Annotated in this window: 22 protein-coding genes; 11 read left to right on the plus strand and 11 right to left on the minus strand. The window is 63.0% G+C overall.

The window, feature by feature from the left end:
• The 4 genes from AB7I51_RS10895 to rpsL all read right to left on the minus strand — a co-directional run.
• Positions 1 to 125 (minus strand): GTP-binding protein (locus AB7I51_RS10895; RefSeq protein ID WP_237155033.1); only part of this gene is annotated, 125 nt, incomplete at its 3' end.
• Between the two features lie 46 nt (positions 126 to 171).
• Positions 172 to 2,247, minus strand: coding sequence for an elongation factor G (fusA, locus tag AB7I51_RS10900; protein ID WP_428404356.1), 2,076 nt, complete (start codon positions 2,245 to 2,247; stop codon positions 172 to 174).
• A 33-nt stretch (positions 2,248 to 2,280) separates the two neighbouring features.
• Positions 2,281 to 2,751, minus strand: coding sequence for a 30S ribosomal protein S7 (rpsG, locus tag AB7I51_RS10905; protein ID WP_428404357.1), 471 nt, complete (start codon positions 2,749 to 2,751; stop codon positions 2,281 to 2,283).
• Positions 2,752 to 2,763: 12 nt separating this feature from the next.
• Positions 2,764 to 3,135: a 30S ribosomal protein S12 gene (rpsL, locus tag AB7I51_RS10910; protein ID WP_014890767.1), complete on the minus strand. Its 372-nt coding sequence runs from the start codon at positions 3,133 to 3,135 to the stop codon at positions 2,764 to 2,766.
• Positions 3,136 to 3,805: 670 nt separating this feature from the next.
• Here rpsL and AB7I51_RS10915 point away from each other — a divergent pair.
• On the plus strand, positions 3,806 to 4,045 hold the full coding sequence (locus AB7I51_RS10915; protein WP_428404358.1) for a YdcH family protein: 240 nt from the start codon (positions 3,806 to 3,808) through the stop codon (positions 4,043 to 4,045).
• A 77-nt stretch (positions 4,046 to 4,122) separates the two neighbouring features.
• On the opposite strand, the gene AB7I51_RS10920 is transcribed toward AB7I51_RS10915, so the two are convergent.
• Positions 4,123 to 4,548, minus strand: a complete 426-nt coding sequence (locus tag AB7I51_RS10920) for a hypothetical protein (RefSeq protein WP_428404359.1) — start codon at positions 4,546 to 4,548, stop codon at positions 4,123 to 4,125.
• A 463-nt stretch (positions 4,549 to 5,011) separates the two neighbouring features.
• Here AB7I51_RS10920 and AB7I51_RS10925 point away from each other — a divergent pair, with 463 nt between their 5' ends.
• From AB7I51_RS10925 to AB7I51_RS10955, 7 genes are all read left to right on the plus strand, one after another.
• Positions 5,012 to 5,710 (plus strand): response regulator, encoded by a 699-nt coding sequence (locus AB7I51_RS10925; RefSeq protein WP_428404360.1) that lies wholly within the window; start codon positions 5,012 to 5,014, stop codon positions 5,708 to 5,710.
• A gap of 22 nt (positions 5,711 to 5,732) precedes the next feature.
• Entirely contained in the window at positions 5,733 to 7,637 is a 1,905-nt protein-coding gene (locus AB7I51_RS10930) for a stimulus-sensing domain-containing protein (protein WP_428404361.1), read from the plus strand.
• Entirely contained in the window at positions 7,634 to 8,101 is a 468-nt protein-coding gene (locus AB7I51_RS10935; RefSeq protein WP_428404362.1) for an HPr kinase/phosphorylase, read from the plus strand. The genes AB7I51_RS10930 and AB7I51_RS10935 overlap by 4 nt, the downstream gene beginning before the upstream one ends.
• Before the next feature lie 175 nt (positions 8,102 to 8,276).
• Positions 8,277 to 8,678, plus strand: coding sequence for a PTS sugar transporter subunit IIA (locus tag AB7I51_RS10940; protein ID WP_409981340.1), 402 nt, complete (start codon positions 8,277 to 8,279; stop codon positions 8,676 to 8,678).
• Positions 8,675 to 8,992: an HPr family phosphocarrier protein gene (locus tag AB7I51_RS10945; RefSeq protein ID WP_428404363.1), complete on the plus strand. Its 318-nt coding sequence runs from the start codon at positions 8,675 to 8,677 to the stop codon at positions 8,990 to 8,992. Before AB7I51_RS10940 ends, AB7I51_RS10945 begins: the two co-directional genes overlap by 4 nt.
• Positions 8,993 to 9,058: 66 nt before the next feature.
• Positions 9,059 to 10,900 carry a glucan ABC transporter ATP-binding protein/ permease gene (locus tag AB7I51_RS10950; protein ID WP_428404364.1) on the plus strand — a complete coding sequence of 614 codons (1,842 nt, stop codon included), beginning with the start codon at positions 9,059 to 9,061 and terminating at the stop codon, positions 10,898 to 10,900.
• A gap of 273 nt (positions 10,901 to 11,173) precedes the next feature.
• On the plus strand, positions 11,174 to 11,914 hold the full coding sequence (locus AB7I51_RS10955; RefSeq protein ID WP_428404365.1) for a YfdX family protein: 741 nt from the start codon (positions 11,174 to 11,176) through the stop codon (positions 11,912 to 11,914).
• 247 nt (positions 11,915 to 12,161) lie between these two features.
• Here the strand turns inward: AB7I51_RS10955 and rpsR are convergent, their stop codons facing one another.
• Entirely contained in the window at positions 12,162 to 12,398 is a 237-nt protein-coding gene (gene rpsR, locus AB7I51_RS10960) for a 30S ribosomal protein S18 (RefSeq protein WP_138168422.1), read from the minus strand.
• Positions 12,395 to 12,826, minus strand: coding sequence for a 30S ribosomal protein S6 (gene rpsF, locus AB7I51_RS10965; RefSeq protein WP_428404366.1), 432 nt, complete (start codon positions 12,824 to 12,826; stop codon positions 12,395 to 12,397). Before rpsF ends, rpsR begins: the two co-directional genes overlap by 4 nt.
• Before the next feature lie 324 nt (positions 12,827 to 13,150).
• On the opposite strand from rpsF, the gene AB7I51_RS10970 reads away from it, so the two are divergent.
• Complete coding sequence (locus AB7I51_RS10970; RefSeq protein ID WP_428404367.1) at positions 13,151 to 13,288, plus strand: hypothetical protein; 138 nt, start codon at positions 13,151 to 13,153, stop codon at positions 13,286 to 13,288.
• A 72-nt stretch (positions 13,289 to 13,360) separates the two neighbouring features.
• Positions 13,361 to 14,182, plus strand: a complete 822-nt coding sequence (gene panB / locus AB7I51_RS10975; protein WP_428404368.1) for a 3-methyl-2-oxobutanoate hydroxymethyltransferase — start codon at positions 13,361 to 13,363, stop codon at positions 14,180 to 14,182.
• Here the strand turns inward: panB and AB7I51_RS10980 are convergent.
• A complete protein-coding gene (locus AB7I51_RS10980; protein ID WP_428404369.1) occupies positions 14,179 to 15,534 on the minus strand; it encodes a UDP-N-acetylglucosamine-peptide N-acetylglucosaminyltransferase in 1,356 nt (451 codons plus the stop codon). The two genes, panB and AB7I51_RS10980, sit on opposite strands and share 4 nt — an antisense overlap.
• Before the next feature lie 187 nt (positions 15,535 to 15,721).
• Between AB7I51_RS10980 and hemH the strand changes: the two genes are divergently transcribed.
• Positions 15,722 to 16,729: a ferrochelatase gene (gene hemH / locus AB7I51_RS10985; RefSeq protein ID WP_428404370.1), complete on the plus strand. Its 1,008-nt coding sequence runs from the start codon at positions 15,722 to 15,724 to the stop codon at positions 16,727 to 16,729.
• Between the two features lie 47 nt (positions 16,730 to 16,776).
• Here the strand turns inward: hemH and AB7I51_RS10990 are convergent, their stop codons facing one another.
• The 3 genes from AB7I51_RS10990 to AB7I51_RS11000 are packed head-to-tail and all read right to left on the minus strand — an operon-like array spanning position 16,777 to position 20,115.
• Positions 16,777 to 17,196 (minus strand): hypothetical protein, encoded by a 420-nt coding sequence (locus tag AB7I51_RS10990; RefSeq protein WP_428404371.1) that lies wholly within the window; start codon positions 17,194 to 17,196, stop codon positions 16,777 to 16,779.
• Positions 17,197 to 17,251: 55 nt separating this feature from the next.
• Positions 17,252 to 19,531 (minus strand): hypothetical protein, encoded by a 2,280-nt coding sequence (locus AB7I51_RS10995; protein ID WP_428404372.1) that lies wholly within the window; start codon positions 19,529 to 19,531, stop codon positions 17,252 to 17,254.
• Between the two features lie 32 nt (positions 19,532 to 19,563).
• On the minus strand, positions 19,564 to 20,115 hold the full coding sequence (locus tag AB7I51_RS11000) for a TetR family transcriptional regulator (protein ID WP_428404373.1): 552 nt from the start codon (positions 20,113 to 20,115) through the stop codon (positions 19,564 to 19,566).
• Positions 20,116 to 20,152: the final 37 nt, after the last annotated feature.

Below are 20,152 nucleotides of genomic sequence, written 5' to 3' on the forward strand. Positions count from 1 at the left end.
GCCCCGCCCGTCTCCGCCAGCACCTTGGTGATCGCCGCCGTCAAGGACGTCTTGCCGTGATCGACGTGTCCGATCGTCCCGATGTTGCAGTGCGGCTTCGTGCGTGAAAACTTTTCCTTGGCCATCGCCGTGCTCCTTTAAAGAGTTCCTGTCGACCCGTTGCGTTCGAGATCAGGCGTATTTCGCCTGGACCTTCTTCGACTCCGCTTCGGGCACTTGTTCGTAGTGATCGAATTGCATCGTGTAGCTGGCGCGTCCCTGAGTGAAGGAGCGCAGCTGGTTGACGTAGCCGAACATATTGGCGAGCGGCACCATGGCGTTGATCACCACGGCGTTGGCGCGCATGTCCTGGCCCTGAATCTGTCCGCGACGCGAGTTCAGATCGCCGATGACCGAGCCGGTATATTCTTCCGGCGTCACGACCTCGACCTTCATGATCGGCTCGAGCAGCACCGAGCCGCCCTTCTGCAGCGCTTCGCGAGTCGCCGCGCGCGAGGCGATTTCGAAGGCGAGGACCGACGAGTCGACATCGTGGAAGGCGCCGTCGATCAGCGTCGCCTTCAGATCGACGACCGGGAAGCCCGCAAGCACGCCCGATGTCGTCACCGACGCGATGCCCTTGTCGACGCCGGGGATATATTCCTTCGGCACCGCGCCGCCGACGATCTGGCTTTCGAACTCATTGCCCTTACCAGCTTCATTGGGCTCGAAGATGATCTTGACCCGCGCGAACTGGCCGGTGCCGCCGGTCTGCTTCTTATGCGTGTAGTCGATTTCCTGCTTGCGCCCGAGACGCTCGCGATAGGCGACCTGCGGCGCGCCGATATTGGCGTCGACCTTATAGGTGCGCTTCAAAATATCGACCTTGATGTCGAGATGGAGTTCGCCCATGCCCTTGAGGATGGTCTGGCCGCTCTCCTGATCGGTCGAGACTCGGAAGGAGGGGTCCTCCGCCGCGAGCTTCTGCAGCGCGATGCCGAGCTTCTCCTGATCGGCTTTCGACTTCGGCTCGATGGCGATCTCGATGACCGGATCGGGGAACTCCATGCGCTCCAGGATCACCGGCTTCTGCTGGTCGCAGAGCGTGTCGCCGGTGCGCGTGTCCTTGAGGCCGGCAAGCGCGACGATGTCGCCGGCGTAAGCCTCCTTGATGTCCTCGCGGTTATTGGCGTGCATCAGCAGCATGCGGCCGATGCGCTCTTTCTTCTCCTTCGTCGAATTGAGCACGGTCGTGCCCGATTCGATCTTGCCCGAATAGACGCGGGCGAAGGTGATCGTGCCGACGAAGGGGTCGTCCATGATCTTGAAGGCGAGCATCGAGAAGGGCTCGGCGTCGGAGGGCTTGCGCACCATCTCCTCGCCGGTGTCCATGTCGGAACCCCTGATCGCCTCGCGGTCGATCGGCGACGGCAGATAATGCACGACGGCGTCGAGCAGCGGCTGCACGCCCTTGTTCTTGAACGCCGAGCCGCAGAAGATCGGAATGAAGGCGATTTTGCGCACGGCGATGCGGATCAGCCTGTGCAGCGTCTCTTCGTCAGGCTCCTGGCCGTCGAGATAGGCGGCCATGGCGTCGTCGTCCATTTCGACCGCGGCTTCGACCAGCGCGGTGCGATATTCCTTCGCCTTGTCGAGAAGATCGGCGGGAATGCCGTCATCATGATATTTCGCGCCGAGTCCTTCGTCTTCCCAGACGACGGCCTTCATGCGCACGAGATCGATGATTCCCTTGAAATTGCTCTCGGCGCCGATCGGCAATTGCGCGCAGACCGGACGGCCGCCGACGCGGGTCTTGATTTCCTCGACGCAGCGATCGAAGTCGGCGCCGATCTTGTCCATTTTATTGACGAAGACGATGCGCGGCACATTATATTTGTCGGCCTGACGCCAGACGGTCTCGGTCTGCGGCTCGACGCCCTGATTGCCGTCGAGAACGCATACCGCGCCGTCGAGCACGCGCAGCGAGCGCTCGACTTCGATCGTGAAGTCGACGTGGCCGGGCGTGTCGATGATGTTGAGGCGCTTGCCGTTCCAGAAGGTCGTCGTCGCGGCGGAAGTGATGGTGATGCCGCGCTCCTGCTCCTGCTCCATCCAGTCCATCGTCGCGGCGCCTTCATGCACCTCGCCGATCTTATGGCTCTTGCCGGAGTAATAGAGGATGCGCTCCGTCGTCGTCGTCTTGCCCGCATCGATGTGGGCCATGATGCCGAAGTTACGGTAGTCCTCGATCGGATGAGAGCGGGCCATGACGGTTGTCCTCGTGAAAGCTCGTGCTGCGCCTTACCAGCGGTAATGCGAGAAGGCGCGGTTGGCCTCCGCCATGCGATGGGTGTCTTCGCGCTTCTTCACCGCGGCGCCGCGGTTGTTGGAAGCGTCGAGCAGCTCGGCCGACAAACGATCGACCATGGTCTTGTCGTTGCGGGCGCGCGCCGCAGTGATGATCCAGCGGATGGCGAGCGCCTGACGGCGTTCGTTGCGCACCTCGACCGGCACCTGATAGGTGGCGCCGCCGACGCGGCGCGAGCGCACTTCGATCGCCGGCGCGACATTTTCGAGCGCCTGCTTGAACACCGCGAGCGGATCGCTCTTGGCCTTCGACTCGACCTGATCGAGCGCGCCATAGACGATCCGCTCGGCGACCGACTTCTTACCGTCGTACATGATCGAGTTCATGAATTTCGCGAGAACGACGTCGCCAAATTTGGCGTCCTCGATAACCTCGCGCTTTTCCGCCCGGTGACGTCTCGACATCGCCGTCTCTCCTTATTTCGGACGCTTCGCGCCGTATTTCGAACGGCGCTGCTTGCGGTCCTTGACGCCCTGCGTATCGAGGACGCCGCGCAGAATGTGATAGCGAACGCCGGGAAGGTCCTTGACGCGGCCGCCGCGGATCATCACCACCGAGTGCTCCTGAAGATTGTGGCCCTCGCCCGGAATGTAGCCGATGACCTCGAAGCCGTTGGTCAGACGCACCTTGGCGACCTTGCGCAGCGCCGAGTTCGGCTTCTTCGGCGTCGTCGTATAGACGCGTGTGCACACGCCGCGCTTCTGCGGGCAGGACTGCAGATGGCGGGCCTTCTCGCGATAGGTCGGCGCTTGGCGCGGCTTGCGGATCAACTGACTGATCGTCGGCATTCAATAGGTCCTTCGCGGATGGCGAATGGCGGATATCGGGTCCCGGCGCGCATGGCCTTAAGGCGATCCTTAAGACATGCGCAAACGAGCGAAGCGCCGATGGCCGTAAGGGCCAAGGCGCTTCTAACGCAGAGGATCCCGGAAGCCGGGATCGTGCCTTCCTGTCCATCGCTCTCGCGATGGGATGATTACCAATTACGCTTGGCGGTCACAGGCAAGGCGACAGCGTTTAAGTTCGAAGGATCGAGAGCGAGGCGCTCGCGACGGCGTGAACTTACGGCCTGTCGAAAGTGCGCGGAACCTAATGGCGAAGGTCGGGGGCGTCAAGCAAAGAATCTGTCATGATTGAAGAAAATTCGTATCTCGCCGCCGCTCGGATTTTGTTGGGAATGACAGCGATGCGAGAGCCTCGTACCCAGAAGAAATTCTCAAAAGCTGCTGCGCCGACCCCGCGCTCTGGTCAAGCCTCCGCGCCCCTTCACTCGGCGCGCGCCGCGCGAGAGGAAATCCGTAAGCTCCATGTTTGGGCGTCGCTCTGTGCGCCCGCTTTCGCGGGCATGACGGCGCAGGGCGCGCGCGCCGCAAATCGTCGCAGGCGGGCCCGCGCCGTTTTACGGCGCCGCGAAAGCCGGTAAGTTCACGCTGAAAAAACAAGGGAGGAACCCAACGCATGAGCCATGTCGCGCATGAGCTGCACGAAGAATTTCCCGAGCAGGCCGAGGCGATTCACACGCTGAAGGCCGGCAACGCCCATTTCGCCCGCATCGCCGAGGAATATCACGAACTCAACCGCGCCATTCACCGCATGGAGACCAATGTCGAACCGGCGGATGACGCGACCATCGAGGATTTAAAAAAGAAGCGGCTCGTCCTGAAGGATGAGATCGCCGGCTTCCTGGCGACGGTTTAAGGCCCCCTCCCCAGCCCTCTCCCGCGTAGCGGGGGAGGTGGCGAGCGCAGCGAGCCGGAGGGGGCGCGGCGCTGCGCCTACCGATATTGCGCCGGGGCCTGCGGATTATTGGCGGGATTGCTGTCGTGCTTGGTGAGCCGCGTCACCAGCGGGCCGCCGACGAGCGGCGCAATCTCCGCCTCCAGCGCGTCGGCGACGTCCTTGCCGTAAACTTCCTCGCCGCCGACATGAATCGAGAAGGCCTTGCTGTGCTTTTCGATTTTCGCCGGGTCTTCGATCACCGCCTTGGTCCATCTGTAGAGCGGAAAATCTGCCTGGCCCTCGCGTTCCGCCGCAGCGACGTAGTCGCTAAAGGCGTCGAGCTGGTTACGCAGCCTGGCGTTGTGCTTTGCAAGAATATCCCGCAAGGGCTGAAGTCCCGGATTCTCCGGGTCCTTGCGGGCGAGCTTGGCCGCCTCGTCGGCGAGATTGACCCGAACCTGATATGCCCAGTCTTCGCTCATCGATCCGCTCCCTTAAGGGCTTAAGCCGCGCCCCTTCATGTCTTTTTCAATTTCGGCAGGGCTGAAAAAACATAAGGAAGATCGGCCTGAATTCGAGGCTTTCCAATCTCCGGCCGACGCCGGCGCCGATCGCTTTACAGGCAAATCTCATTGTCGCCATTCTGTTTAACGGCGCATACTCAGGGACGAGGTGATTTTTTCACCGATCCGTGTATAAAGAACGACCGGCGCCGGAGCGGCGCCTTTGAATCGGACGTTGGCCACATTTCAGCCGCCTTGGCCCCGGACTTTGTCGGCGTCGACAACGCGCCTTCCGGAAGTCACGCCGTCGAGTCGAGAAAATGTCGACCGTTGCGCCAACGTTGCGCCCTTGCAGGCCGGAGGCGGCCGCTTTTGCGCGGACGCAGTTCTGTCGCGCCGGCCCGGACATTTAAATCGCGGCCGTAAATAGCAAAGGTTGAAGATGCCGACCATCGCTCTCGTCGACGACGACCGCAACATTCTCACCTCCGTCTCCATTGCCTTGGAGGGCGAGGGTTATCGGGTCCAGACCTATACCGACGGCGCACAGGCGCTCGATGGGCTGCGCGCCAATCCGCCTGATCTCGCGATTTTCGATATTAAGATGCCGCGGATGGACGGGATGGAGCTTCTGCGCCGACTGCGGCAGAAGTCGGACCTGCCGGTGATCTTTCTCACCTCGAAGGACGAGGAGATCGACGAACTCTTCGGCCTCAAGATGGGGGCCGACGACTTTATTCATAAGCCGTTCTCGCAACGCCTCCTGGTCGAGCGGGTGAAGGCGATTTTGCGGCGCGCCAATCCCAAAGAGGCCGCCGCCCAGAAGGAAACCGAGGCCAAGGTCCTGGAGCGCGGCGCGCTGGTCATGGACCCCGAGCGCCACACCTGCACCTGGCGCGGCGATCCGGTCGTGCTGACGGTGACGGAATTCCTGATTTTGCAATCGCTGGCGCAGCGTCCTGGCGTTGTGAAGAGCCGCAATGCGCTGATGGACGCGGCCTATGACGACCAAGTCTATGTCGACGATCGCACGATCGACAGCCACATCAAGCGTTTGCGCAAGAAATTCAAGATCGTCGACAATGATTTCGAAATGATCGAAACGCTATACGGCGTAGGCTATCGATTCAAGGAAGCCTGAGTTCTCGCCGAGGGTGCGCGAGATGGACGCAAGCATCGAGGGCGCGGGCGACGTGAACGTCGCCGACGAACCAGTCGCGGAGACGCCCTGCGAGGCGGTTGCCGCGGCGCCGACGCGCGCGGCGGCGTCGCGGGCGCGGCTGGGACGCAGGATGTCGCGGAGCCTGGCGCGCGCGTTGCGCACCGTGCAGACGCATCTCTCATCCTCGCTGACCCGCCGCATCGTCGTTCTCAATCTCGGCGGTCTTGTCGCGCTGCTCGGGGGCTTTCTCTATCTCAACCAGTTCCGCGAGGGTCTGATCGACGCGCGGGTGCAGAGCCTTCAGACGCAAGGCGCGATCATCGCCGCGGCGGTGGCGGCGTCGGCGACGGTCGACACCGACGCGATTTCGATCGACCCGGAAAAACTCTTAAAGCTCGCCCCCGGCGAAAGCGCGAGCGGCGCCGAAGGCGGTTCGCCGCTGGAGTTTTCTCTCAATCCCGAGCGCGTCGGCCCGTTGCTGCGGCGTCTCGTGTCGCCGACGCGGCTGCGGGCGCGCATCTACGACCACGACGGCTTTCTGCTGCTCGACTCGCGCTCGGTCTCTGGGCGCTCGAACATTCTGCGCTTCGAATTGCCGCCGCCGAGCGCGCCGCCCGCCACGCTCGACGCCTCGTCCTTCGTCGAGCGGGCGTTTAACTTTATCCAGCGCCTGTCGCATCGACCGGAACTGCCGCTTTACGAAGACATCGGCATGGGCAATGGCAAAGCCTATCCCGAGGTCGGCAGCGCGCTTGGCGGGCGCATCCATTCGGTGGTGCGCGCCAACGCCAAAGGCGAATCCATCATTTCCGTCGCCGTTCCGATCCAGCGCTTTCGCTCGGTGCGCGGCGCGCTGCTGCTCTCGACGATGAGCGGCGACATCGACGCGATCATCGTCGCCGAACGCTGGGGCATCATCCGCATCTTTCTGGTCTCGGCGGGAGTGATGCTGTTGATTTCGCTGTTCTTCACCAACACCATCACCGAGCCCATGCGCCGCCTCGCTGAGGCGGCCGAGCGCGTGCGGCGCGGCGCAAGGTCACGTCAGGAGATTCCGGATTTTTCGGACCGGCCGGATGAAATCGGCCATCTCTCCGGCGCGCTTTGCGACATGACCAAGGCGCTCTACAACCGCATCGACGCGATCGAGCATTTCGCCGCCGACGTCGCGCATGAACTCAAGAATCCGCTGACCTCGCTGCGCAGCGCCGTCGAGACCCTGCCGATCGCCAAGACCGACGCGTCGCGCGACAGGCTGCTCGCCATCATCAAACATGACGTTGGCCGGCTCGACCGCCTGATAAGCGATATTTCCGACGCCTCGCGACTCGACGCCGAGCTGGCGCGGGCCGACATGGGCGTCGTCGACCTTTCGGCGGCCTTGTCCACCGTCATAGAAGTGGCGCGCGCCATCGACCGGGGCGACGGCGTCACGATCGAGCTTACGATACGTCCTTCTCCGCAAGATTCCTCGCGCAGCAACTGGCGCGTTCTCGGCCATGACTCGCGTCTCGGCCAGGTGCTCAACAATCTGATCGACAACGCCAGGTCGTTTTCGAAGCCCGGCGGGACCGTGCGCGTGCGGCTGTGGCCGGAACGCGCCAACGGACCCGGCGGCCAGCAGCTCGAGGGCTATGAGATCATCGTCGACGACGACGGTCCTGGAATTCCCGACGGCGCCTTCGATCGCATCTTCGAGCGTTTCTACACGGATCGGCCGGAACAGGGATTTGGCCAGAATTCAGGACTGGGGCTTTCGATCTCGCGTCAGATCATCGAGGCGCATGGCGGGCGCATCCGCGCGCTCAATCGCACCCGCGCGCATCCGCAAGGCGCCGACGGGCCGCGCTGCGGCGATACCGTGCTTGGCGCCCGCTTCGTCGTTTGGCTGCCGGCGGCGCGATGACTCCGCCGCCGCAGGGGTCCGCCTATCTGCACGCCAACGCCCTGGTGCTGGGCGAATTTGGCCTGCTGCTCCGCGGACCGGCAGGCGCCGGCAAGAGCACGCTGACCCTGCAGCTCATCGCCGACTGGCGCGCGCGCGGCGCCTTCGCGGCCCTTGTCGGCGACGACCGGGTAGCGATGGAAGCGCGCCACGGCCGGTTGATCGCAAGGCCCCATCCTTCGATCCGCGGGATGATCGAAGCGCGCGGTCTGGGGGTGCTGCGCGTCGACTTTGAGCCGGCCTGCGTATTGCGGGCGGTGGTCGATCTGCTCGCACTCGATGAGTCGCCAGAGCGATTTCCGGACGCGAGCGAATGCAGGACTGAGTTGAGCGGCGTCATATTGCCGCGTCTGTTCGAAAACGCGGCGCGCGTCGGGGCTGTGACGCGAATCGGCTCCTATATTCAGGCCGTTGCGACAAATTGAAGGAGCCGTGCTGTTTTCGCTTGCCTATTTCGCGGCGTTGCACAAAATGTCGCCCCTGTTGAGCGGTGCGATAACGGCTGACGCAATGGCTTCGAGTGCGCCGTTCGCCCTGTGTGGCCGATGCGTTTTTTTGATGTCGGCGCGCATGAGACGTCTTCATGAGTGGTAGGGTCGTATGATCGGAATGGTCTTGGTGACCCACGGCCACCTTGCCACTGAGTTTCGCGCGGCGCTCGAACACGTCGTGGGACCTCAAAAGCAGATTGCGGCGATCTCGATCGGGCCCGAGGACGACATGGAGCGCCGGCGCGCCGATATCATTGAAGCGATCCGCGAGGCCGACACCGGCGAAGGCGTGGTGCTGCTCACCGACATGTTCGGCGGAACGCCCTCCAATCTCGCCATCTCGGTGATGGACGGCGGAAAGGTCGAAGTGCTTGCCGGGGTCAACTTGCCGATGCTGATCAAACTCGCCTCGGTCCGCGATACGCAACCTCTGGAACAGGCGGTGCTGCAGGCGCAGGACGCCGGGCGCAAATATGTATACATCGCCAGCAAAGTGCTCAGTGCGAAATGAATGATCTCGTGACCGACAAATTGCATCAGGCTGCGGCCGAAGAGACGATGTCGCGGGAGATCGCGATCGTCAACAAGAAAGGGCTGCACGCCCGCGCCACCGCCAAATTCGTGCAGTGCTGCGAAAAATTCGACGCGGTCATCACCGTGTCTCGCGGCGAAGAAACCGTGGGCGGCAGTTCGATCATGGGCATTCTGACGCTTGGCGCCGGCCAGGGCTCGACCATCACCGTCACCGCGACGGGACCGCAAGCGAAGGCCGCGCTCGATGCCTTGGAGGCGCTCGTCGCCAATCGCTTCGGCGAAGACGAATAGAGCGCGATCGCCGACGTCGCGACTTTCACGTAGTGCAGAAGCTTCTCCTGTTCGCAGGCGAGTGACATGTCCGTCTTGACGGTTTACGCGCGGGTGCTGGGATTGCTGCGGCCTCAGGCGCGGCTCGCGACAATTCTCGTCGCCGCCAATCTCGCGCTCGCCGTCGCCGCTTTCGCCGAACCGATGCTGTTCGGTCGCATCATCGATCGCATGACTCGCGCGCAGGCGCCCGGCGAAACCTTGACATGGGGCGATCTGCTGCCGCTCGTTTCCGCCTGGGCGGCCTTCGGTCTGTTTTCGATTGGCGGCGCCATACTCGTCGGGCTTAACGCCGATCGTCTCGCGCATCGCCGGCGACTGGCGGTGATGTCGGATTATTTCGACCATGTTCTGAGCCTGCCGCTGAGCTTTCACGCCAATGTCCATTCGGGCCGTCTGCTGAAGACGATGCTCGACGGCGCCAACGCCATGTGGGGGCTTTGGCTGTCGTTCTTTCGCGAGAACTGCGCTTCCTTCGTCACACTCTTCGTGCTGCTGCCGGCGACGCTCTTCGTCAATTGGCGACTCGGCGCGCTGCTGATGGGGCTCGTCGTGGTTTTCTATTTGGCGACGAGCTTCGTCCTGCGCCGCACCGAGGATCTGCAGGGACAGGTCGAGCGCTATAACTCCACGCTCGTCGAACACGCCTCGGATGCGCTCGGCAATATCCCTGTGGTGCAGAGTTTTACGCGCATCGAAAGCGAGTCGCATGCGCTCAACCGAATCATCGACGACGTGCTGGCGGCGCAATTGCCGGTGCTTTCCTGGTGGGCGTTCGTCGTGGTCGCCAGCCGAGCCTCGGCGACTTTGACGATTCTTGCAATCTTCCTGTTGGGGGTCTGGCTGCATTTGCGCGGTCTGGCGACGATCGGCGAGATCGTCGCCTTCATGAGCTTTGCGACCATGCTGATCGCAAGGCTCGAACAGGTGGTCGGCTTCGTCAATGTGCTCTTTATGCAATCGGCGAAGATTGGCGAATTCTTCGCCGTGCTCGACACGCAGCCGAGCGTCGCCGATCGACCCCACGCGCGCGACGCCGAACGTCTGACCGGCGCGGTCGAATTCGACAACGTTTCCTTTTCTTATGATGGGCGGCGGCAGGCGGTGCGCGACGTGTCGTTTACGGCGAAGCCCGGCGAGACGATCGCGCTCGTCGGCGCGACCGGCTCGGGAAAGTCGACAACGCTCGGGCTCTTGCATCGGGTGTTCGATCCGGACAGCGGCGTTGTGAAAATCGACGGCGTCGACATTCGCGAATTCACCTTAAGCTCGCTTCGCCGCAACATCGGCGTCGTGTTTCAGGAGCCGATGCTGTTCGCGCGTTCGATCGAGGACAATCTGCGCATCGGCAATCCCAACGCGACGGAGGAGGACATCGCGCATGCGCTTGAATTGGCGCAGGCGAGGGAATTCGTTTCAAGCCAGAGCGACGGGCGAGCGACGCGCGTCGGCGAACGCGGCCGCTCGCTTTCGGGCGGCGAACGTCAGCGGCTGTCGATCGCGAGAGCGCTGCTGAAGGACCCGCCGATCATGGTGTTCGATGAAGCGACCTCGGCGCTGGACGCAACGACCGAACGCCTGATCCAGAAGGCGCTGGAGGCGGCGACGCACGGGCGCACCACCTTCGTCATCGCCCATCGCCTCGCCACTGTGCGCAGCGCCGACCGCATCCTCGTCTTCGATCAGGGCGAGATCGTCGAGAGCGGGAGCTTCGACGAATTGGTGGCGAGAGGCGGCCGTTTCGCGACGCTTGCGGCGGCGCAATTCATGACCGAACCGACGGTTTCGACGGCGCCGCTCGACGGGGTCTATGAGGCGACGGCGGCGCAGCCGGTCGCGGGGCAATGCGGCGCGCAGACGCGCGCGTAAGGCAATCATTGAATTCGTTCGCCGCGGCTCGTCATGAGACGCCCGCATCAAGCTTATACGCGCGCGCCGCGGCAAGTCGCCGCAATCGAAAACGCGCGCAGAAACAAATGAGAAAGACCGCAGAAATTCAAACTCAATAGGCTCCGCTCTCGTCTAACGGCGCTCGCCCTCGAACCCGCGAGCATTCTTTGAGTATCCGCTTATCGCCGCAAAAGCCGTCTCGCTTCGAGACTCGCGCTTTAGCGCCGGCGGATATTACGCGGAGGATTCAGTATGAGATTCAACATTTCAAGCGGATTGATCGCCATCGCATTCCTTCTTGTGATATCGGCGCCGCCTTCCGCCTCGGCGCGCGCCCAACGGGCCGCCGCTTCGGCAAGCCATAAGGCGAAGGACGCCCCTGTTTCGGCCGCAGCGCCGAAGGACGCCGCGGAACGCGCTCTGATGCAGCTGTCGCAGGACGGCATTTCCGCCCTCCGCGCGATTCGGTCGGCGCGAATCGCGCTCTTCAACGGTAAGCCGGAAATTGTCTCACAGCTCTTGGACAGCGCCGAAGCCTCTCTCCGCACGGCCGAGAATGAAGCGCCCTCCTTCACCATAAAGGCAAGCGAGACGATCAACGGCAAGGATGCCGAATCCGCTACGGCGAGCCAGAAGCTCGACCTCATTCCGATCGATGCGACGCTCGCGCTCGCCGACAACTATGTTCCGACGCGTGAAAATCAGGCGCATATCGCCAAGGCGAACGAGCATCTCAAGAATGGCGAGCAGAAGGCGGCCATCGAAGAGCTGCGCCTTGCCGAAGTCGATCTGAAATACACGCGCATTCTGATGCCGATCGAAGCGACGAAGAAACATGTCGATCAGGCGGTCCAGCTCCTGGGAGAGCACAAATATTACGAAGCGAATTTGGCGTTGAAAGCGGTTGACGACGGGCTGACGGTCGAAACCGTCAATCTTGTCGACCAGACCAGCAGGCAAGGCGCCGGCGCGCAAAAACCCGCCGCAAAATAGCGCCTGTAAGTCCAATTCCGGTTGATCAGTTCGCCGAGCTGTCATTCCCGGCAGGCCGAAGACCTGACCGGGAATCCAAAGCCGATTCAGAAGCGCTGCGGGTTGGCTTTTGGATTCCCGATCGCGCGCAAAGCGCGTCGGGAATGACAGGCGAACGGTTCGCCGCGAAGTAACGCCTATCCCATCACAACAAAAGGCCGCGCCCCTTTCGGAGCGCGGCCGCAGGCTTTTTTTAATGCGATCTTCTTTAGCGGATCACATAAGGCAGCAGGCCCAAGAATCTGGCGCGCTTGATCGCCTGGGCGAGTTCGCGCTGCTTCTTGGCCGAAACGGCGGTGATGCGCGAGGGCACGATCTTGCCGCGCTCGCTGATGTAGCGGGAGAGCAGACGCGTGTCCTTATAGTCGATCTTCGGCGCGTTCGTGCCGGAGAAGGGGCAGGACTTGCGGCGGCGGAAGAAGGGACGGCGGGGCGCTGAGCTCATTCTTCCTCTCCTCCCTCAACCTTGCTTTCCTCGCGGCGCGGGCGGCGTTCGCCCCGATCGCCTCTGTCGCCGCGTGGGCCGCGGCGCTCGCCGCGATCGTCGTCCTCGCGCTTGCGGAGCTGAGCCGAAGGCCCCTCCTCCAGCGCGTCGACGCGCAGCGTCAGCACGCGCAGAATGTCTTCATTGATGCTCTGCTGGCGCTCCATCTCGGCGATCGCCGCCGGCGGCGCGTCGATGTTCATCAGGGTGAAATGCGCCTTGCGGTTCTTCTTGATCCGATAGGCGAGCGATTTGACGCCCCAATATTCGGTCTTGCCGACCGTGCCGCCGAGCGACGCGATGACGGTTTTGAACTGCCCGGTCAGAGCCTCCACCTGCTGGGGAGAAACGTCCTGACGGGCGAGATAGACATGCTCGTAAAGAGCCATGGATTTTTCGCCTTTCCGTTGCCGCGAGCCGTTCCGGCGCCAAGCCCTTCGAGCGTTTCTTGGGGACATGCCCCGGAAAGGCTCGAACAGGAAAGTTCGAAGGCGGAGACACGGGAAGACGGGACATTAGCCCTCGCTTTTTGGGCATATTCTTGTCCGAATATGCTCGTAAAGCGCTTCCGTTCAGCCCCCGGCCGGGAACATCGCGATGGGCGGTTTATACCGGGCTTTAAGCAGGATGCAAGAGCATGACGCCGTTCGGCTTGTCGCCACAGGGCCGCGCCACTATGGTCCAGCCGTCCGGCCGCCGCCAGGAGAGACGAGATGACGCGGAAATTCAGAATGTTCGCGCTGCTCGCCGGCCTCTCCGCGCTGCTCTCCGCCTGCGACAAATGCGGCGGTTTCCAGGAGCTTCGCGCGCCCGGCGTGCCCCACGCCTGCAAGGACGGCGCGCCGCGCTGAGCATTATCTCCAGCACGCACAGTCTGTTTGATATAGTTCTCGCCCTGACGACAGGCGCGCCGGAGCCTCCCTTTGCCGAACGCCAGCACCTTCCTCGACATGAAACGCCGGGGCGAGAAAATCGTCGTCGTCACCGCCTATGACGCGCCGACCGCGCGCATCGAAGTCGAGGCTGGGGTCGACATTATTCTCGTCGGCGACAGCGTCGGCGTGAATATTCTCGGCTATGCCCATGAGCGCGAAGTGACGCTCGCCGACATGGCCCATCACATCGCCGCCGTGCGGCGGGGGGCGCCAGAGGTCTACATCATCGGCGACCTGCCCTATGCGAGCTACGATACGATCGAGCAGGCGATCAAAAGTTCGCGAATCCTGCAGCAGGCGGGCGCCGATTGCGTGAAATTCGAAGGCGCCGCGCCCGAACTCGTTCGCGCGCTGACGGCGGCGGGTTTCGACGTCTGCTGTCATCTCGGGCTCGAGTCGCAACATCACGACGTAAAACGTCGCCAGGGCAGGACCGCGCAGGCCGCCGCCAAACTCTACGACGACGCGCTGGCGCTCGACGCCGCCGGGCAGAAATTTCTGGTGCTGGAGCTCGTGCCGCAGGAGCTTGCGGCGCGGATCACGCAAGCGATCGGCGCGCCGACGATCGGCATCGGCGCCGGCGCGGCGACCGACGGACAGGTGCTCGTCGTCAATGATCTCGCCGGGATCACCGCGCGCGAATTCAAGCATAACCGGCGCTACGGCGCTATCGGCGCGGCGCTTCGCGAGGCAGTCGCTTCCTATGCGCGCGACGTGCGCGCCGGGCGCTTTCCAGAAGAAGCGCACGCGTTCCATATGGCCGACGAGGAACGCGCCGCCTTCGAGCGCGGGCGCGGCGGCGAGGCTTAAGCCGCGCCGATGACGGCGGGCGGCGCGCCGGCGAGACGTCGACTCCACATAATTTCGAACAGCGATTCCAGCGCGCGGGTATATGCATAGACGTCGAAAAGCGCCGTCGTCAGACGATTGGCGGCGAGCTTCGCCCGCAGGTCGGCGCAGCGCGAGGGATCGTCCGCCATGGCCAGCGCGATCTCGAAATAGGCGCCGAAATCCGGCGCAATCAGCTCCGGCAGCCCGATCGCATGGAGCAGGCTGCCGGCGACGCGGGAGGGAAAAGTGTCGCCCGCGCAGGTCACGATCGGCACCCCGGCCCAGAGCGCGTCGCTCGCCGTCGTATGAGATCCGAAAGGCGCCGTATCGAGCGCGAGATCGGCGAGTTGCAGGCGCGCCAGATGTTCGGCCTGCGGCAAATGCGGCGCGAACACAAGCCGTCGCGCGTCGATGCCGCGACTGCGTATTTCATTGCGCAGATTGCCTTCGGCCAGCATCGCCGCCGACAGCCACAGCACCGCGCCCGGCGTCGCCTCGAGCAGCCGCGCCCAGAGATCGAAGATAAAGGGCGTGAGCTTATAGGCCTGATTGAAGCAGCAATAGACGAAGCCTTCCTCCGGCAGGCCGGCGGCGCCCCGCGACGGCGCGGCGCGCGGCGGCGCGCCCCGCCCGTGCGGTTGATAGGCGTTCGGCAAATAGGCGAAGGCTTCCGAATAGGCCGACGACGAGGACGGCGGCGTCACATAGCGATCGGTGACAATGTAATCGCACACGCCGGCTCCGAGCGTGCCGGGATACCCAAGATAGTTGACCTGAACAGGTGCCGGTCGCAGCATCATCACGCCGGTGCGCGCGCCCCGAGTGAACCCCTTGAGGTCGATGAGAATGTCGACGCCGTCCGCATGGATGCGGCGCGCCGCCTCAACGTCGGTCAGCGCCGAAATGTCGATGAAAGCGTCAAAGGCGGCGCGCAACCTCGTCCGCATCGCGCCCTCCAAGCCGCAATAGCTGTAAGCGCGGATTTCGAAACGCGATCGATCATGGGCCTCGAGCGTCTCGACCAGAAGATGCGCGGTCGCATGGTCATGAAAGTCGTTTGAGAGATAGCCGAGGCAAATCCTGCCGCGGGGAGAGAGATCGAAGCGCATATCGAGGCGCGCGCGCAGCGGCGCCGCCGCCAAACGGCGAGCCGCGGTCCAGCTCTCGGAACAGGCGCGCTGTTCGCTGGCGGTGATCCCTGGCTCCGAAAGCAATATGAAGGGGGGCGTCGGCGGGCCGTCCGGCGTGGCGAGCGCCGCGCGAATTTGCGGGGCAGCGCTGGCGAAATCGTCCCACTCGCACATGGCGCGGCTGCGAGATATGGATTTCATGGCGCCCTTTCGCGAGGGGCCGATCCGCTCATATCCGGCCGATGCGCTCTAAGCGATTTCCGTGCCGTATAACAATTGCCATTGCGCCAGTTGCGCCATTAGGCCGAGTTGCCAGCATTGTCGCCGCCGCTAGAAGATGGCCCGCGCCGCGCCGCCGTCGGGGCGACCGGTCCCCACGAGGCCCATCATGACGTCAGCCACACCCCCGAGAGAAGCGCCGATCGGTCTCCTCGTCGTCAATCTCGGCACGCCCGATGCGCCGGACGTTCCCGCCGTGCGGCGCTATCTGGCGCAATTTCTGTCGGACCGCAGAGTCGCCGATCTGCCGCGCGCGCTGTGGCTCCCGATCCTCTATGGCGTCGTGCTCAATACGCGTCCACAGCGTTCGGCGAAGCTTTATCAATCAATCTGGAACCGCGACACGGACGAAGGTCCGCTGAAGACGATTACGCGTCTGCAGGCCGAGAAGCTGCAGGCGCGGATCGGTTCGCCGCGCCTTATCATCGATTACGCGTTACGCTACGGCGCGCCCTCGATCGCGACTCAGATTGCGGCTCTGACCGCGAAAGGCTGCGAGCGCATCGCGCTCCTGCCGCTCTATCCGCAATATGCGTCGTCGACCACCGGCTCCGCCGCCGACGCCGCCTTCGACGCGCTGCGCGAAATGCGCAAGCAGCCGGCGCTGCGCATCGCCGCGCCCTATTTCGACGACCCTACCTATATCGACGCGCTCGCGGCCAGCATCAGAGGCGCGCTCGCCACGCTCGATTTTGAGCCGGAAATTATTGTCGCGTCCTTTCATGGCCTGCCGCAGGCGCAGATCGATCGCGGCGATCCCTATCGCGATCACTGCGAAGTCACCTGGCGGCTGCTCCGCGACACGCTGGGGATGAGTCAAGAACGGCTGCGTCTCGCCTTTCAATCGCGTTTCGGACGCGCGCGATGGATCGGGCCCTATACGTCGGATGTCGTGGCAGAGCTTGCCGGCGCAGGCGTCAGGCGCATCGCGGTCGTCGCGCCGGGATTCACCGCCGATTGCCTGGAGACGATCGAGGAGCTCGGCGTCGAAATCCGCGATCTCTTTCTTAAGAATGGCGGCGAGAAATACGCCCGCCTGCCCTGTCTCAACGACAGCGAAGAAGGCTTGGCGCTCATCGAGACTCTGGCGAAGCGCGAGTTGGCGGGGTGGATGTAAGGCGCGATGAGAGGAATATGCTTCGTGTGGTTAGGCGGTCTTCGGCTCTAAGCGCCTAAGGTTTCATTGTTATCGATCCTCTCGGCAACAAAATCCCCTGTCTTCTCGTCCAAGTAAGCCAGTCGCATTTTTAGTCGCTTTTGAGGATAGCATTCCTTTATGGCGCGCGGATCGGCTGTTACATCCTTCGCCGTCGCAACAATGATATGCAATTCTCCATTGCAGTGGTCGCGCGACCAAATCAAGTTTTCGATAAACTCCTTGTGTGCAGTGGATCCTACCCACTTGCCCTTTTTTCGAGATGGATCGGATCGGTAAACCTTCCCACCATTCTCAAACTCATCTTTCCAGAACGTCACGGCGACCGTACGTCCATCCAAACTTCTGCCACTCCAGCTCCATCTAAGATTTTTTGGAATCACACCAAAAAAATCGAAACACGCGCGATGTGTCCATCTATCAGCCATGTCGAATTTTCCGTTAAGTTTTACGTCAATTGCAGCGGAACTGCGCTCTATCCAGCTATCGTTGCGATAATTCCGTGATCAGCCCACGCAGCGGCTGAAACTCGAAGCGCACCTCATGGCGTCCTTCCGGAACAACGACGGCGCGAAACATCACATTGGCGCGCAGAATCGGCGCTTCGACGCCGTCGACGCGCGCGAACCACCAGGGATGCCAGACGTCGTTCAACACAAGCCAGCCGCCGCCCGGCGGCGCATCGGCCTCGACGACGACGCGATCGTTTTCATAGGCGAGGATTTTCGCCGTCGCCGGCGGCGCGTCCTTGCGCGTATGGCAGATCGGCGGCGTCTCGAGCAGCGCCGTTTCGCGATAGTCGGCTTCTGGCCATTCGCCGCTTTGCGCCATCTGCGCAAAATTCACATGCATGGCGCAGGTCACGAGCATGACTCGCGGCATGGCGTGTGGATTTTCGTAAATGTGAACGTCGCCGATGCGCGTGAGTTCGATGAGGTCGCCGGGCTTGTAATTCTCGTCGATTTCTTCGATCGGCACGCCGGTCGCGATGAATCGCAGGCCAAGCATGTCCGACAGAATTGAGCGATAGGACGGATAGAGTTTTGAGAACTCGCGTTGCTCGGGGAGCGCGAGATGGTCGCCGGCGCCGGTCGCGTCTTCGAATATCCGAAGCCGAATCGGATTATAGCCGAGATCGTGATCGAAGCCGTGAATAAGCGAGGCGTTCGGCCAGTGGAAGTCAATCGCCACAAGCTCGACGCGGTCGCGTCGATCCGGCGCGGAAGTTTCCTTAAGCTTCTCGCGCAAATAGGCGATCACCGGATTCTTTCCGTCGATCTTCAAGACGTTGAATTGCTCGGGCGGCAAGGCGGTTGATTCATTCGCGCCAATCCCGATCGCGAGATCGGCGCTCATCAGCGCGGCGACCGCCACAGGCAGATAGGCGCCGCGCAACAACCGGTCGCGGGTCGCGAGAATGAGCGCGACGGCGAGCGCGGCGAATATCGCGCTTGTCGCGAGCGGCCAGGACGCCTGAACCAGATGGCCCTTCGAAGCCGCTACGAGCAGCGCCGCTGCAAACAGCGCGGCGACGGCGCCGATGAGCCAGGTGGCGCGCGGCGCGACGACGCCCCGCTCGATCAGCGTGAAGCCATATCCCGAGAGTATCGGAAGGGTCGCGCCGAGCAAGAAAGCGGCGTCGGCCGGCCGGCGCCAAAGATCGACGCCCGGCAGCCGATAGAAAAGCGCGAAGGCCGGCGCGTAGCGGCCAATCGCATAGAGCGCGAAAAACAGCGCCGCGGCGGCAAAGAAGCGAATTTCCTTACTTAAGAAGAAGCGCCGGCCCATCGCCGCGATCAGCGCGACGAGAGTCAATTCGCCCAGATAGACATTCGTCATGTTGCGCGCGAGGAACAGATCGCGCTCGCCGACCGGCGGACCCCAGAAATCCTTGAGCGGTCCGTTCGTTCCGAACATATTGGCGGAGATCAGCGTCATGAAGGAACCGGGCGGCAGCGAGCCTTTGAGCGCGCCGTCGAGATCGATCTCGGGACGATTCGAATGGGCGGCGAGTTCCAGCGTGAAGGCGAGCGGCACGGCGATGATCGTCAGGCCGACCAGGGCGCCTGCGGCGAGCGGCGCGACCGCGCTGAGTTTGGGCGATGGATCGGTCGCGATGCGATAGGCGGCATAGGCGGAAAGCATCAGGACGCTTAAGAAAGCGACCTGATCGCGTCCCAGCACCAGGAAAGCGGCGGCGACGCCCGCCGCGGCGCCATAGAGCGCCGAGCGTCGATCGAGCGCGCGCGCCAGCAGCCACAGCGTGACCGCCAGCCATGACAGACTCATGATCTGCCCGACATGCTGGAGGCGCCATGCCGCCGAGCCGCCGAATGCGAAAGCGAGCGCGGCGAGCAGTCCGCCGGCGGCGCTCCAGCCGCGATCGTGAAAATAAGCGAGAAGCGCGAGACCGCCCATCGCCAGCATCGCGAAGACGAGCGCATCGGCCAGGACGAAAGACGGCTCGGGAAAGAGCGCCGCGGCCAGCAGAAAGAAGGGCGAAAAGATCAGCGATTGCGGATCGGCGATCTGCGGCATGCCGGCAAAGACATTCGGCGTCCAGAAGGGGGATTGGCCGCTGTGCAAGGCATGGGCGAGAAAGACGAATTGCGGATAGAAATGCGCCTTGGCGTCCCACGGGATGGTGACGCGCCCGGAAAGCCAAGGGAAGGCGAGCGCCAGCGCGCAGGCGACGAAGAGCGCCGCGGACAGGACATAGGGCTGACCTTCCGCGTCGCCCGTGTTTTCTGCGATTCGTTGCATCGGCCACGGTTCTAGCGGTTTCCCGCCTGGGCTTAAAGCCGCGCCTGAGGCGCGCGGCTGAGGCCAAAACGCGCGGCGAGCGCGTCGAGATCGACGCTCGCGCGCCGCTTGTCGTCCGTTTCGAGCAACAGGCGCAACCCCATGCCGCGCAACATGTCGACAAAGGCGATGATGTCGGGGTCGTCGGCCGTCCGACCGAAGAGCGGCGCGAGCTGCTCGGCGACGCCGGCCGCATGCGCGGCGAGCGTCGCGCGAATGTCCGCCTGGTCGCTCGCCTGAGCCACGACGCTCAGGAAGAAGCGCATTTTGTTGCGATCGAACATGAGCGCGCGCACCGCTTCGACCGGGTCCGCCTCGTTTCCCGTCGAGCTGCGTTTCGGCTTATGCGCCTGCGCATGAGACGCTTCGAGCGTCGCGGCGAGTAAATCCGTCTTGCGCGGAAAATAATAGGTCAGATGCGACTGGCGCAATCCGGCCGTGGCGGCGACGTGGGTCTGGGTCAGCGCGGTGACGCCTTCCTTCCTCAAGATTTTCAGCGCAGCATCGAGAATGCGCTGACGCACGTCTTTTTCAACCGTCGCCATTCGAGCTCATTTTAAGAATTCGCCGCGCCAGCGTCCT

The sequence above is a fragment of the Methylocystis sp. genome (genome assembly GCF_050246715.1).
GTDB lineage: Bacteria > Pseudomonadota > Alphaproteobacteria > Rhizobiales > Beijerinckiaceae > Methylocystis.